11 protein-coding genes and 1 riboswitch are annotated in these 14,755 nt (G+C 43.0%); of the genes, 8 read left to right on the top strand and 3 right to left on the bottom strand.

The genetic code is table 11. From position 1 onward, the window contains the following. Positions 1-214: 214 nt before the first annotated feature. Positions 215-2,254: an oligopeptidase A gene (prlC, locus tag BM739_RS15380; RefSeq protein ID WP_076542163.1), complete on the top strand. Its 2,040-nt coding sequence runs from the start codon at positions 215-217 to the stop codon at positions 2,252-2,254. Between the two features lie 162 nt (positions 2,255-2,416). Beyond that, on the top strand, positions 2,417-3,079 hold the full coding sequence (locus BM739_RS15385) for a flagellar brake protein (protein WP_254843563.1): 663 nt from the start codon (positions 2,417-2,419) through the stop codon (positions 3,077-3,079). Positions 3,080-3,200: 121 nt separating this feature from the next. Here the strand turns inward: BM739_RS15385 and BM739_RS15390 are convergent, their stop codons facing one another. Then, positions 3,201-3,614 carry a DUF2798 domain-containing protein gene (locus tag BM739_RS15390; protein WP_175609535.1) on the bottom strand — a complete coding sequence of 138 codons (414 nt, stop codon included), beginning with the start codon at positions 3,612-3,614 and terminating at the stop codon, positions 3,201-3,203. Positions 3,615-3,835: 221 nt separating this feature from the next. On the opposite strand from BM739_RS15390, the gene BM739_RS15395 reads away from it, so the two are divergent. Beyond that, positions 3,836-4,273, top strand: coding sequence for a MarR family transcriptional regulator (locus BM739_RS15395; RefSeq protein ID WP_076542169.1), 438 nt, complete (start codon positions 3,836-3,838; stop codon positions 4,271-4,273). 95 nt (positions 4,274-4,368) lie between these two features. Continuing rightward, positions 4,369-5,937, top strand: a complete 1,569-nt coding sequence (locus BM739_RS15400; protein ID WP_217697850.1) for a carboxylesterase/lipase family protein — start codon at positions 4,369-4,371, stop codon at positions 5,935-5,937. Between the two features lie 122 nt (positions 5,938-6,059). Here BM739_RS15400 and ribB read toward each other — a convergent pair whose 3' ends face one another. Then, positions 6,060-6,716: a 3,4-dihydroxy-2-butanone-4-phosphate synthase gene (gene ribB / locus BM739_RS15405; protein WP_076542171.1), complete on the bottom strand. Its 657-nt coding sequence runs from the start codon at positions 6,714-6,716 to the stop codon at positions 6,060-6,062. 90 nt (positions 6,717-6,806) lie between these two features. Next, positions 6,807-6,994: riboswitch (FMN riboswitch) on the bottom strand. A gap of 200 nt (positions 6,995-7,194) precedes the next feature. On the opposite strand from ribB, the gene BM739_RS15410 reads away from it, so the two are divergent. After that, a complete protein-coding gene (locus tag BM739_RS15410; RefSeq protein WP_076542173.1) occupies positions 7,195-7,749 on the top strand; it encodes a thioesterase family protein in 555 nt (184 codons plus the stop codon). Between the two features lie 34 nt (positions 7,750-7,783). After that, the gene (locus tag BM739_RS15415; RefSeq protein WP_076542175.1) at positions 7,784-8,473 is read left to right on the top strand and encodes a DNA-3-methyladenine glycosylase I; all 690 of its coding nucleotides are present in this window, start codon (positions 7,784-7,786) and stop codon (positions 8,471-8,473) included. Here the strand turns inward: BM739_RS15415 and BM739_RS15420 are convergent. Continuing rightward, positions 8,470-9,081: a TetR/AcrR family transcriptional regulator gene (locus BM739_RS15420; protein WP_076542177.1), complete on the bottom strand. Its 612-nt coding sequence runs from the start codon at positions 9,079-9,081 to the stop codon at positions 8,470-8,472. The two genes, BM739_RS15415 and BM739_RS15420, sit on opposite strands and share 4 nt — an antisense overlap. A 696-nt stretch (positions 9,082-9,777) precedes the next feature. Here BM739_RS15420 and BM739_RS15425 point away from each other — a divergent pair. Together BM739_RS15425 and BM739_RS15430 are read left to right on the top strand one after the other, a co-directional pair. Then, a complete protein-coding gene (locus BM739_RS15425; RefSeq protein WP_076542179.1) occupies positions 9,778-10,923 on the top strand; it encodes an efflux RND transporter periplasmic adaptor subunit in 1,146 nt (381 codons plus the stop codon). Positions 10,924-10,932: 9 nt separating this feature from the next. Then, positions 10,933-14,082 (top strand): efflux RND transporter permease subunit, encoded by a 3,150-nt coding sequence (locus tag BM739_RS15430; protein ID WP_076542181.1) that lies wholly within the window; start codon positions 10,933-10,935, stop codon positions 14,080-14,082. Positions 14,083-14,755 lie beyond the last annotated feature (673 nt).

Consider the following 14,755-nt stretch of genomic DNA (forward strand, 5'->3'; position numbering starts at 1 on the left):
GGTTGAGATCTTATTCACAGTTATTGTGTTTGCTTTCCGTTAGTGAGTGATAATTGTACTACTGGCATTTAGTGAATCCACTTATGCGTTAACAATGGTGGGTCACTATGACGCTTTTATCCTGCTTATGATGATCGCCTCCCCTTGAAATTTACCCAATTCACCCCTATTAACAGTGAAGGTGATATTGAATCGACTTCCCGAGGAATCAAAGATGAGCAACCCATTGCTAAGTGACACTGAACTGCCGCAGTTTTCGAAAATCAAAGCGGAGCATATCCAGCCAGCAGTTGAGCAGGCTATCGCAACTTGTCGTAGTAAAATTGAACAAGTGCTCAGCAGCAACTCTGTTTACACTTGGGAAAACCTAATTGCACCACTTGAAGAAGTGGACGATCAATTAAGTAAAATCTGGTCGCCAGTATCACACATGAACTCAGTGACTAGCACCGACGAATGGCGCGAAGCGCACGATGCATGCTTACCGTTATTATCTGAATATGGCACGTTTGTCGGTCAGCACCAAGGCTTATACCAAGCTTATAAATCACTGCAACAATCTGACGGTTTCGCAACGCTTACCACTCCGCAGCAAACCTTACTGACCCATAGTTTACGTGACTTTGAGTTGTCAGGCATTGGCTTAAATGATGAACAAAAACTGCGCTATGGCGAAATAGTAAAACGTCTATCAGAGCTTACCAGTAACTTTTCCAATCAACTGCTTGATGCAACCCAAGCATGGACTAAGCTGATTAGCGATGAAACTGAATTAGCCGGTTTACCTGATTCAGCTATTGCCGCAGCCAAAGCAATGGCCGAGGCCAAAGAGCTACAAGGCTGGTTATTTACCTTAGATTTCCCTTCTTACTTACCAGTAATGATGTACAGCGAAAATCGTCCATTACGTGAAGAGTGTTATCGTGCATTTGTTACCCGAGCTTCTGATCAAGGCCCAAATGCTGGCGAGTTTGATAACAGTGCCAATATGGACGAAATCTTGGCGTTGCGTCATGAGTTAGCCCAGCTATTAGGTTTTGACAGCTATGCCGATAAATCTTTAGCTACCAAAATGGCTAATGATCCCAGCCAAGTATTATCATTTTTAAATGAATTAGCGCTGCGCTCAAAAGATCAGGCTAAAGCTGAACTTGCTGAGTTAAAAGCCTTCGCTAAAGAGCACTTCGATGTAACTGAATTGGCAGCGTGGGATTTAAGCTTCTACGCTGAAAAATTACAGCACCATAAATACGAAGTCTCTCAAGAATTATTACGTCCTTACTTTCCTGAAAACAAAGTGCTATCAGGCTTGTTCTATACCGTGTCACGCCTATTCGGCTTAACTATCGAAGAGCAACATGAGTTTGATAAGTGGCATGATGATGTGCGTTTCTTCCACATTTATGATGCCGATAAAGTCCATCGTGGCAGCTTCTATCTCGACTTATACGCTCGCTCAGGTAAACGTGGCGGCGCATGGATGGATGACTGCCGTGGTCGCCGCATTACATCCACAGGTTTGCAAAAGCCAGTGGCCTATTTAACCTGTAACTTTAATGGCCCAGTGGACGGTAAACCTGCATTATTTACCCATGATGAAGTGACCACCTTATTCCATGAATTTGGCCATGGTATTCACCATATGTTGACTCAAATTGATGTTGGCGGCGTATCGGGTATCGATGGAGTGCCATGGGATGCAGTAGAGCTACCAAGTCAGTTTATGGAAAACTGGTGCTGGCAAGAAGAGGCCTTAGCCGAAATTTCAGGTCACTTTGAAACCGGCGAGCCTTTACCAAAAGCCTTACTGGATAAAATGTTGGCGGCGAAGAACTTCCAATCTGGGATGATGATGTTACGTCAACTTGAGTTCTCATTGTTTGATTTTAGAATGCACCACGAGTTTGATGCGGCTAAAGGCGCTGACATTCAGGGGATTTTAGATGAAGTTCGCAGTCAAGTAGCGGTGAATGTGCCACCGGCATTTAATCGCTTTCAGCACGGTTTTGCCCACATTTTTGCAGGCGGCTATGCGGCAGGTTACTACAGCTATAAATGGGCGGAAGTCTTATCAGCCGATGCGTTCTCTCGTTTTGAAGATGAAGGCATTTTTAACCCAGAAACCGGTAAAAGCTTCTTAAATAACATTTTAGAAATGGGCGGCAGTGAAGAGCCAATGACCTTATTTGTGCGCTTTATGGGTCGTGAGCCAAATACAGATGCGCTATTGCGTCACTCAGGTATTAACGCCTAGTGGGTTAAGCTTGCTATGAGTTGTTACTTTCAATAGGTGCCTTAGGGCACCTTTTTATTATTTTAAGATCACATAATTTGATTTTAAGTTATTAAATATACTTAATTTATTTTCGTCTATGGACTAGAATGTTGCGTAGAAAAACTAGAATGGAATCGTATTTTGACCGCACAACTTGAACAAATATTTTTTAGTTTAATGCCAGGTAATTTGGTTGATTTACAAATAAACTCTCCCGTTAAATTTAGAACCAAAGCGACATTAGTGGGCTATGAGATGGGGAAGTATATTATTCTCAAACATCCCGCGCCGCAGCAAATGAACAATTACCATGATGTCTTTTCCGAAGGTAATGGGGTGGTGGTGCGTTATTTGTTGGAAGGCCAGCAAGGTGAGTGCTTTGCATTTAAAACCACCATTAGAAACGTCACCAAATTTCCTGAAAAATTCATATTTCTTAGCTATCCCAAAGAAATTGAGAATCGTCAATTACGCACCCACCAACGCTTTGTGACCCATTTACCGTCTTCAATACAGGCAAGAGAAGACAGTGAAGGTAAGCTCGGCTCTGAACTCAAAGGGATTATTGCTGACATATCAGCCAAAGGCTGTGGTTTCTTGTTTAAAACTGATAATGAATCTTTAAAAGTTAATGAGAAAGATATCTACGTTAATATTCGCAATGCCAACGATAGCATCATCACCATTCCAGCTAGAGTGTGTAATAGCCGCTTTGAACATGGCAAAGTGAATGTGGGTATTCAATTTGAAGACGACGACCCTCAAATTAAAACATTGCTTAATCAACTTTTTATAGCGCTTTGATAGGGCACAGACACTGAATTAAATCGTATCTTTTTAGCGTATTCAGTGTGCGCCTGTTAAAAGCAGGCGCATACAAACAAAACACAAAGTTAGCGCAAATAAACCGTGTAGCAATATTTCATCAAACCTGCATCGCTTGCGGCTGCACTGGAAGCGGGAATATGCGGAAGAAAATCGCTCTAGCAACAGGGCCAGCTAATAAGATTTGCAGCGGCAATGCAACGATAATATTGAGTATAAAGTTGTGGCCGTAAGCAGCCAGTAGCGAGCCTTCATAACCTTGAATTAATGTGGCAACCAGCGACATTGCAGTACACATAAATAGCACCATTAAGCATGAAATCATCATTACCATTTGGATGAAAGAGGTTTTTTCATTACTCACTTTTCTGACAATGCCTTTCACTAACGGCGCCGCGATAAACCAGTCGATTGCTAATGCCACAAAAAAGATAACCACAAATGTCACAGGCTCAATGGCAGTAAAAACATTCACGCCACTGTCTATGTGTAAAAACGTATTGTAGATGGTCATACCAACAACCATTAAAAAACAGACCATTACTGAAAAAATAAAATTTTCAAACTTATTCTTACCCATTATATCTCTCATTACTTTAGTGTGATGTATTTGAGTTGACCTAGATAATGTCAACTATGTTGACGTTATTATTGTCGCTGCTGCTCGCTTTGTCAACTTAATTGACAAAGTGGCGGTTTGTCATTACATTAAACGAAAAGCGGTGGGAGTGACTCATGGAAAATATCGAATTCAGTAAAACCCTTGGTGTAATAGATTTAATTAGTGAAAAACATAAGCTGTTAAGGCAAGCCACTATGGACGCCATCTCTGCCAATGTTGACGATAAATTGTCACAAATGGATGTGTATTTGCTCTCTCTGGTTCACTATCAACCTATGAGTGTGAGTGAGTCAGCCCGTTATATGAATATCAGCCGTCAGGCAGCCCATAAACACGTAAAGCATTTATTGGAAAGTGGCTTCATTGAACTTGGTTCATCAGACAGTAATCGCCGCGATAAAATCGTTAATTTAACTGCGTCTGGTATTGCGCTAAGTCAGCAGATTAATGCGGTAAAACAGCAAATGGAAGCGCAAGTGGAAGCCTTACTCGGCACAAAAGATTATCAACATATCAAAGCGCTTTTTAGTACTGACTGGCAATTGACTTAGTTGGTTACAGCGAGGTTTATTTGCGGGGACTGAAATAGTTTTCCCCTTAAAATATGGCAGTTGTACTATTATCAAATGAAAAAAGGCCAATCACTATGACGCTTAACTCAATCACAAAATATGCCCGCAGTATTCTTGTGTTCATTTCATTATGGTGGATAGCACCTATGCATGCGACAGAAAATCCACAGCACCCTAAGACTAAGCTCACCCTAAAACAGGGGAGTTTAATCGGCTTAGCCCATGACAATGTAAGCCGTTTTTATAATATTCCATATGCGCACAACCCATTTATTGGCAAACGTCGCTTTCAAGCGCCCGAAGCATATTCAACATGGCACGGTATATTGGATGCGACAACACTTGGTCAACCCGTACCGCAGCCAAGCAGGGGTAAGCAGGTTGAGTTAGTTGGCGCAGTGGGGGATTTAACGCTCAATGTTTGGGCTCCAACTGCTGCGATAAAATCAGCAAAAAAATTGCCGGTTATGGTGTGGATCCCTGGCGGCGCTTTTATTCGTGCCGATGCGGGCGAGCAGGTATATAACGGCAGTAGCTTTGCAAGTCATGAGGTGATTGTTGTGACCGTCAATTATCGGGTTGGTGTGGATGGTTTTATGCACCTTGCGGGTGCGCCAGATAATCGCGGTATTTTAGATCAGATCATGGCGCTGCAATGGGTGCAGGATAATATTGCTGACTTTGGTGGTGATCCACAAGAGGTCACTTTATTCGGGCAGTCGGCAGGGGCTGAAAGTGTGGCGATACTGCTGGGCACCTCTAAGGCCGCAGGATTGTTTAATAAAGCCATCATGCAAAGCCCGCCAATGGAATCATTAACCCAAAAACAAGCGGCCGCGATTTCGCGAAGCTTTGCTGAAAAGTTGGCTGTTGCAGCAACTATTGAGGGGATCTCGACTGTTGATTGGACAGAGCTGGTATCAACAGTGATTGATATGGGTAATGCTCTGAAAGATCGTGAACAGTGGGGGATGTTGTCATGGGGAGGCACTGCATTTTTACCGGTTGTCGATGACGATATGATCACCGGCTCCCCGATGCAAAGCTTAGCCAACAATGCTGATCCATCCATTAATGTCGTTGTGGGCAGCACCGATCAAGAATCCAGACTATACATGGTGCCAAGTGGCGCAATTGATAAGATAACGCCGGCAGTCACAGCGCTGTTTTTAAAAGACCTATCTTTATCAGGCGATCCGTTGAGTACTTATACTGAGGCAAATAAAGGCCAATCTGATGGCGAGATATTTGTCAAAATTCAGTCTGACTACACCTTTAGAATGCCAGCCCAGCATATTGCAAAGCATCTACTTAATAACGGCAATAAAGTCTGGCACTACAATTTTTCATGGTTTTCACCGGCATTTGGCGGCCGCTTAGGTCCTGCACATTTTGTCGATGTGCCTTTTGCTTTTAATACCATTGACAGCGATCAGGCCAAAGCATTTGTTGGCTCGCAGCCCCCTAAGGCATTAGCGCAACAAATGCACCATGAGTGGCTGAGCTTGGCAAAATCAGGCGCCGTTAACTGGAGCCCATATAATCGAGTAACCAGGCCTACAATGCGATTTGATACTGAATCGAAACAGGTGAATGACCCCGATAAATCGGTTAGAGAGTTATGGCGTAAGTATCCATATTAATCAAGGGTGCTTAGCCTTGATATTAGCCGCAAGTTAACATGTGTGAGTTAACAAAAGAGGCGCATATGCGCCTCTTCATTATTTGCCACCACGAGTTGGTGGCCTTTGATGTTCAAACTCGCCTAAGCTAATTTTAAATCATGTTGCAAGCGATACATCACCATGTCTTCAATGGTCAGTACTGGCATATTGTGTTTTAAACCAAAAGCGACAATTTCTGGCGCTTTTGCCATAGTGCCGTCTTCGTTAGTGACTTCACACAAAACCCCAGAAGGCGATAAACCTGCCATTTGCATTAAATCAACCGTGCCTTCAGTGTGACCACGGCGAGCCATAACGCCACCTGCACGCGCCCGCAGTGGAAATACATGTCCTGGGCGGGCTAAGTCGCTGGCTTTAGCATTGGCTGCAGTTGCCGTTTTTACTGTCGTTACTCGATCTTGAGCTGAAACACCAGTTGTTACCCCTGCTTTGGCTTCAATAGAAACCGTAAAAGCAGTTTGGTTAGCACTGTTGTTGTCTTTAACCATTGGCGGCAGTTCAAGTTTGTTGGCTTGCTCGTCCGTTAAACATAAACACACAATGCCGCTGCATTCGCGGATCATTAAGGCCATTTGTTTTGCAGTTAAGTGTTCGGCTGAATAAATGATGTCACCTTCGTTTTCACGATCTTCATCATCGAGTAATAACACACCGTTACCTAATCGTAAGGCGGCTAAGGCTTTTTCAACACGTTCGATTGGATCACCAAAAGGTGAAAGTAGTGATAGCTGATTCATGGTTTACTCCTAAAAAAATACCAGAATCAGGGCTTTGAAGAGTGGCTTTACGCCAAACGAAATGCACCAGCATACCTAAGTAGTGGTGTTTTCTATTCTCTTTCATCCGGACTATAACCGTCGGCTCTGGACTGTTAGGCGTACTTCATGTGAAAACATGGCCTAAGTCACCAGATCTGCTGACCTCGAAAAATCGAGCGCTCGCGGGCTCATCTTGGCGCATTTAGTCGCCTTAATTTACCGCCGGTGGGGAATTGCGCCCCGCCCTGAGAATTTAAATTGTGATGCTTAATAAAGTTAAGCGCGGCCATTTTATGGCAAAAGTGACCATAAAAAAAGCCTTATGCTCACAGTGTTCGATAAACATATTTTTAAGATTGAGAGTGGGTTAGATGATCAATGGATAATTTTGTGTGCAAACTTGCTAGCTGGTATGACCTCTGATAGCCTTTGCCGCTGACAAAGGAGTTGTAGCCCCATGAATTTATATTTTCGTCTGTTTTGGTTGTTTGTCTGGCGTATTCGTCACTGTAATCACATCGATTTTTTAGGTACCAGTCGTATTTCATATCGGGCATTACCGCTCGATTGCGATATCAATATGCATCTTACTAACTCTCGCTATCCTGCCTTTTTAGATTTAGCTCGTACTTATATGATTGCTGAAATGGGTTTAATGAAGCGATTTTTAAAACTTAAATGGTTGCCCATCGTAAACGCCTCTGAGTTTACCTTTATTAAAGATATTAAGCCGCTAGAGAAATTTGATATTGAAACCAAGATAGTTGGTTGGGATGAAAAATATTTCTATATTGAGCAGCGCTTTGTGTCTAATCGTGGGGTTCATTGTATTGCCCATGTGCGTGGTGTGTTTGTTTGTAAAGGTAAGCAAGTGCCGATCAATACATTAATTGCTGAAGCTGGCTATGAAGGCGCTATGCTGGAGATGCCTGCTGAAGTGGTAAAGTGGAAGCAATTCCTGCAAGTAAAAAAAGATCAGAATATTGCTCCTAAGCTGAGTCAGGTAGCATAATAAGCGTCAGTTATTAATTTTACGGGTATAGCGTGTGGCAAAATTAGAAAAATTCAGTGATATTTTTGACCGCGCCAGCGAGCGTAAAGGTGGCAGTAAGGCGTTAGCCCATTTACTGCCAATCACCCTTGAAGCGGATGAGATTGGTCAATTTTCTGATGCACAACTTTTGTCTGCCATGAGCAAGCAAGTGTTTCAAAGTGGCTTTGTATGGCGAGTGGTTGAGAATAAATGGCCAGCGTATGAAAAAGCCTTCTTTGATTTTGAGCCGTTTAAAGTGTTGATGTTGTCGCCTGATCAAATTCAGCAGCGCGCCACTGACGCGACGCTTATTCGCCATCAAAAGAAAACTCAGTCGATTGTTGATAATGCCTATATGGTGCAGCAGTTAGCTGCTGAGCATGGCAGCTTTGCCGAGTTTATTGGCAACTGGCCGTCGGAAGATATCACAGGACTTTGGCAAGTATTAAAAAAGAAAGGCAGTCGTTTAGGTGGCAATACTGGGCCGTATTTTTTACGTAATGTGGGTAAGGATACGTTTTTATTAACCACCGATGTGCAGTCATATCTTAAAGCGACTAAGGTGGTTGATGCCGGATTTACCTCGCAAACCGCATTGCGTCAATCGCAAGCGGCTTTTAATCACTGGCAGCAAGAGTCTGGACTCACCTTGGCTGAAATTAGCCGCATTATTTCACTGAGTGTGGGTGATAATAGGCTTTAAACCTCATAGCGGGCTAAAAACATGTTGGCGCTTTCATCGGCTAAATGCTGCCTTTGTTGATCATTTAACAGTGGGCTGCAGGTTAAAATTTGCGGCCAAAAACATTGACCCTTGATTAAATGCAGCAGTTGCTCATTGGCAAACATCGCATCTTCAACTTGAATCCTGCTATCTGCTGCTGCGGCTTTAATCCAGCGTAATATTGCCGTTTCATGCAGTTTCATTTTTTCAATTTCACGACTCATTTCTTCACTATTGTAAAATAAGTGCCCAATAGCGACCTGTGCCATATCAATATGTTCTCGAGAGTTTATAAATTGAATTTCGGTAAAAATGATGGCTGATAATTGCGAAAACAGCGCTTGATGCGGTTGATATTGTCCTTGACTGCTGGCCATGGCTTCAAACCATAACTCACTTACAAGGTGCATGACTAAGGCTTCTTTAGTGGCGAAGTGATTGTAAACAGTGCGTTTAGACACTTGGGCTTCTTCTGCTAGTTTATCCATGCTGGTCGCCGCCACACCTAGTTTTTTGAACATTCGCTTGGCAGCGTCAACGATGGCCTCATGCTTTTGCTGGCTGAGAGTTTTCTTGGTTTTTGTCATCTCTGTTTACAAATCTTCGCTGGGAGTTGTGCAAGTATATTACACTGAGTAGTTTACTTTTTAACAATAAATTAATAAACTGTACCGTGTAGTTTACATTTTACTTGTCGTCATAAGGCTTTTTGTTGCCACTCTTAGGCGTAATGTTGTTGCTCTAAGCCCGTTTGGTGTGTGAGATGTGATCATAATGAATCGTTTAAGCGTAATAATCGCAAGCCATGAGCATTCACTCGAATGAGCTAATATTGAATTACTATTGGTCATTATCAGTTGTTTGTTGGTTAAGCGAGTTGGCGCTGGCTGAACATGCACAATCATTGCTGTGAAAGTCTTTTTGCGCCCAAATTAAAATGCAATATAGTCCAACGTATGACATGGGTAGCTACAACATAAAATAAATACTTAGTAGGCAAAATTATTTGCTGCTTTTTAAGGTTTTCAACTACTGTTAAGTTTATTGATAAATATTCACTAATATACAAACAATAGCAAAACGTAAACATATGATTTTAACTTGATTAATTAACAATCGTTTAGCAAGTTAGCGGCTTAAATTATTTATTTACAATTTAGGTTAAGCAAATCACGGTTGCGACTATCAAGCCCTGCTAGAACCACGCACAATACGCAGATTGAATTAAATAAAAAATACACACAGTTACCCTGGTGTGGGATTAATTAGGAGTAGGAGCAGTCATGCGCAAAGCACTGAAAATAGCCTCAGTTATCACTGCGGCTTTATGGATTACCGCTTGTGGTCAAGCCGAACAAGGCCAAGGCCAACAAAAAGCACCACCCGCACCAGTAGGGGTGATGAGTGTGACTGAGCAATCTCAAGCCATTTATGTTGAGTTACCAGGTCGTAGTCGTGCTTTTCTTGAAGCGGAAGTGCGCCCACAGGTATCAGGCATCATCACTAATCGTGGTTTTACTGAAGGTAAAGAGGTTGAAGCTGGTCAGTCACTGTATCAAATTGACTCAGCAACTTACAAAGCCGCTTTAGTTAGCGCAGAAGCTGACTTAGCGAGCGCGAATGCGGCATTAGCTTCAGCTAAAGCCACTGCAGACCGTTATGCAGCCTTGGTTAAAACCAATGCTATTAGCGCGCAAGACTTTGATGAAGCCGATGCTGCCTACAAAGAAGCTATCGCTAAAGTTACTGTTGCAGAAGCGGCAATTAACACAGCTAAAATCAACCTTGAATACACTGAAGTACGCGCGCCAATCTCTGGCCGTATTGGTACTTCAAGCGTGACTCCTGGGGCATTAGTTACCGCGAATCAATCAAATACTTTGGCTAAAATTCAGCAACTTGATCCAATTAATATCGATATTGCTCAATCAAGTGCGCAATTATTACGTCTTAAGTCAAAACTTAGACAAGGTAAATTACAGCAAAGCGAAAATGCTGAAGTCACCCTTATTCTTGAAGACGGCAGCACTTACGAGAACGTGGGTACATTGCAGTTCTCTGAAGTGAGCGTCAATGAAGCAACAGGTTCTGTGATTATTCGTGCTGAATTCCCTAACCCTGATGGGGTGTTATTGCCTGGTATGTATGTGCGCGCTATTTTAAATGCAGGACAAGATCCATCAGCAATTTTGGTGCCTCAAAAAGCGATTACCCGTAACACAAAAGGTGAAGCGGTAGCGATGATTGTTAATGCTGATAATCAAGCTGAAGCGCGCGTTGTGAAAACGGCAGAGGTGATTAACCACCAATGGCGTATTACTGAAGGCTTAAAGGCAGGCGATAAATTGATTGTAGATGGCTTACAAAAAATTCGTCCAGGTGCTGACGTAACACCGCAGGTGTTATCAGAAAACACTCCAACTAAATAGGGTAACGTTATGGCTCGTTTCTTTATCGATCGCCCTATTTTTGCATGGGTGATCTCAATTTTAATCATGTTGGCAGGGGTCTTAGCAATTAAAGACCTTCCTGTGGCGCAGTACCCGAGTATTGCACCGCCAACAGTCGAAATTACTGCGTTTTATCCTGGTGCGTCTGCAAAGACCATGGAAGATACGGTAACTCAGGTTATTGAACAGCGTATGACGGGTATTGACCATCTGCGTTATATTGCTTCAAGCAGTGATAGTTTTGGTAATGCAAAAATTACCTTAACCTTTAATGCTGAAGCCGATCCTGACATTGCTCAAGTACAGGTGCAAAATAAGCTGCAAGCAGCGATGACCTTGTTACCTCAAGAAGTGCAATCTCAAGGTGTTAACGTGGTTAAATCAAGTGCGGGTTTCTTGATGGTTGCTGCGTTTGTATCTGAAGATGGTTCGCTGGGAAAAACCGATATTGCCGATTATGTTGCTGCTAACATTCAAGATCCATTAAGCCGTGTGGCGGGTGTGGGTGAGCTGCAATTGTTTGGTGCGCAATATGCAATGCGTATCTGGCTTGATCCGTTAAAGTTAACGCAATATAACTTAACCAGTATTGATGTCATGGCAGCGGTTCGTGAGCAAAACGCGCAGATTTCTGCAGGTCAATTAGGTGGTGCGCCATCGATTGGCGGCCAGGAGTTAAACGCGACTATTACTGCCCAAAGTCGCTTACAAACCCCAGAGCAATTTAAAGGGATTATTCTTAAATCTGATACCTCAGGTGCTAACGTTTACTTGAGTGATGTTGCTCGAGTTGAACTAGGTTCTGAAAGCTACTCAGTAGAATCGTTTTATAACGGTAAACCTGCAGCGGGTATTGGTGTGCAGTTAGCGACAGGTGCTAACGCGCTTGATACCGCAAAAAATATTCGTGAAAAGCTAGCTGAATTACAACTTTATTTCCCTGATAGCTTAGAGATTTATTACCCTTATGACACCACGCCATTTGTTGAGAAATCAATTGAAGGTGTTGTTCATACCCTAATCGAAGCTGTGGTTTTAGTGTTCTTGATTATGTATCTGTTCTTACAGAACTTCAGAGCAACACTAATCCCAACCATTGCAGTACCTGTTGTATTACTGGGTACTTTCGCCATTTTATCTGCGACCGGTTTCTCTATTAACACCTTAACCATGTTCGCTATGGTACTGGCCATTGGTCTGTTGGTGGATGATGCGATTGTGGTGGTGGAAAACGTCGAACGGGTGATGTCTGAAGAGGGTTTAAGCCCACTTGAGGCCACGCGTAAATCGATGGACCAAATTACTGGCGCCCTAGTGGGTATTGGTTTAACCCTGTCAGCAGTATTTGTCCCTATGGCATTTATGTCAGGTTCAACAGGTGTTATTTATCGTCAATTCTCGATTACGATTGTGTCTGCAATGGCGCTGTCAGTATTAATTGCGATGATTTTAACCCCAGCATTATGTGCCACTATGCTTAAGCCTATTCCAAAAGGTCATACGCATATTAATACAGGTTTCTTTGGCTGGTTTAACCGTAACTTTGATAAGTTAACTTCGCGCTATGAAGCGGGTGTAGCAAAAATCCTTAAGCGTACTGTACGCATGATGGGTGTATACCTAGTACTGGTTATTGCAACCGGTTGGATATTCATGCGCATGCCAACGGCATTCTTACCAGATGAAGACCAAGGTATCTTGTTTACCCAAGCTATTTTGCCAACGAACTCGACTCAAGAAAGCACCATGAAAGTGCTTGAGGATGTGAGTGACTATTACTTGGAAGAAGAAGGCGATATCGTTAAATCTGTCTTCAGTGTTGCAGGTTTCAGTTTCGCAGGCTCTGGTCAAAACATGGGTATTGCTTTCGTCGGTCTTGAAGACTGGGCTGAACGTGGTGATGCAGGGCAAGATGTTCAATCCTTGTCTAACCGTGCTATGGGTCGTTTCATGCAGATGAAAGACGCCTTGGTGTTTGCCTTTGTACCGCCAGCGGTAATTGAATTAGGCACGGCCAATGGTTTTGATATGTACCTGCAAGATCGTAGTGGTCAAGGTCATGAGGCGTTAATTGCAGCCCGTAATCAGTTATTGGGTATGGCAGCGCAGAATCCGAACCTTGTGGGCGTACGTCCTAATGGGCAAGAAGATGCACCTATGTACCAAATCCATGTTGATCAAGCTAAAATCCGTGCATTAGGTGTTGATATTGATGATGTTAACAGTGTACTCGCAACCGCTTATGGTGGCTCGTATGTGAATGACTTTATCGACCGTGGTCGTGTGAAGAAAGTATATGTTCAAGGTGATGCAGAATACCGTATGCAACCAAGTGATTTAGAAACCTGGTTCGTGCGTAACTCAAATGGTGAAATGGTACCTTTCTCAGCCTTTACGACTGGCACATGGGAATTTGGTTCGCCACAATTGCAACGCTTTAACGGCTTACCTGCAGTAAACATTCAAGGTGCGACAATGCCTGGATATAGCTCTGGTGATGCAATGCTTGATTTTGAACGTATGGTGCAAGATTTACCGCCAGGCTTTGGTATTGAGTGGAATGGTTTATCTTATGAAGAAAGACTATCAGGCAACCAAGCACCAGCGTTATATGCACTGTCTATCCTAGTGGTATTCCTAGTATTAGCGGCACTTTATGAAAGTTGGACGGTACCATTTTCGGTAATCCTCGTTGTGCCACTAGGGGTTATCGGGGCACTGCTTGCGATGAACGGTCGTGGTTTACCTAACGATGTATTCTTCCAAGTAGGTCTACTGACGACGGTGGGGCTGGCAACTAAGAATGCCATCTTGATTGTAGAATTCGCCAAAGACTTCTATGACAAGGGTGCAGGACTGGTTGAGGCCACTTTGCACGCAGTGCGAGTACGTTTACGTCCAATCTTGATGACATCGCTAGCATTTGGTTTTGGTGTTGTACCGCTAGCTATAAGTACCGGTGTTGGTTCCGGTAGTAAGAATGCACTAGGTACAGGCGTACTGGGTGGCATGATGAGTTCTACCTTTATTGGTATCTTCTTAATCCCACTGTTCTTCGTGGTGGTTGAGAAAATCTTCAATAAGAAAGAGCGTAAAGGTTACGTACCGCCTGAAACTAAGAGTGATTCAGCTGAATAAGCGCTAATCACTGTAGTTAATCTTAAAAAGCCCAGCAGATGCTGGGCTTTTTGTTATTCGTTATTTAGGACTTATTGCTATTAATAAGCTAGCTATGGTTTAAGTTGATGATCAGACTAAGGGCGCTATGACAAGAGCGCGCGGATCACTAGTAACGTTTGTATTGCCATGGCCAAGTCGAGTTGATGCTTTGGTTGCAGCACCCCAGTTATAGCTTGCAAATGCCACTAATCCAAACCCTGTTATTAATGAAATACTGTTATCAATAAATAGTGCCATCAATAAAGTATCCCTATCAATGAAATAGTGCCATCAATAAAATATCCATAGCAATGAAATACCCCCTCCATGAAAGAGTCACTGTCAAAAGCGCAATAAAATGTATGGTCCGCCTCGTTATTGCAAATGATATTTTCGATAACGAGGTTGGTTTGCGCTAATGTATTCGGAGTCTTCATTAGGTGCTTACCACCCGCTCCACGATGAGTTCCGCGCTAGATTGTCCTCAAAAAGCCAAAAGCATACTGCGTTGCTGTTTTTATTGTCAGGTCTTCAATCTAGTGGTCTGACCGTTCTGTCATCTTCTCTATCATCTGCAAACTCGGGTTAAACTCTAATTTCAAATGCTCGCTTGGTCGATAACACCGACCACGCTATTCGTACCAATTTATTC

It is taken from the genome of Shewanella sp. UCD-KL21 (assembly GCF_001957135.1).
GTDB lineage: Bacteria > Pseudomonadota > Gammaproteobacteria > Enterobacterales > Shewanellaceae > Shewanella.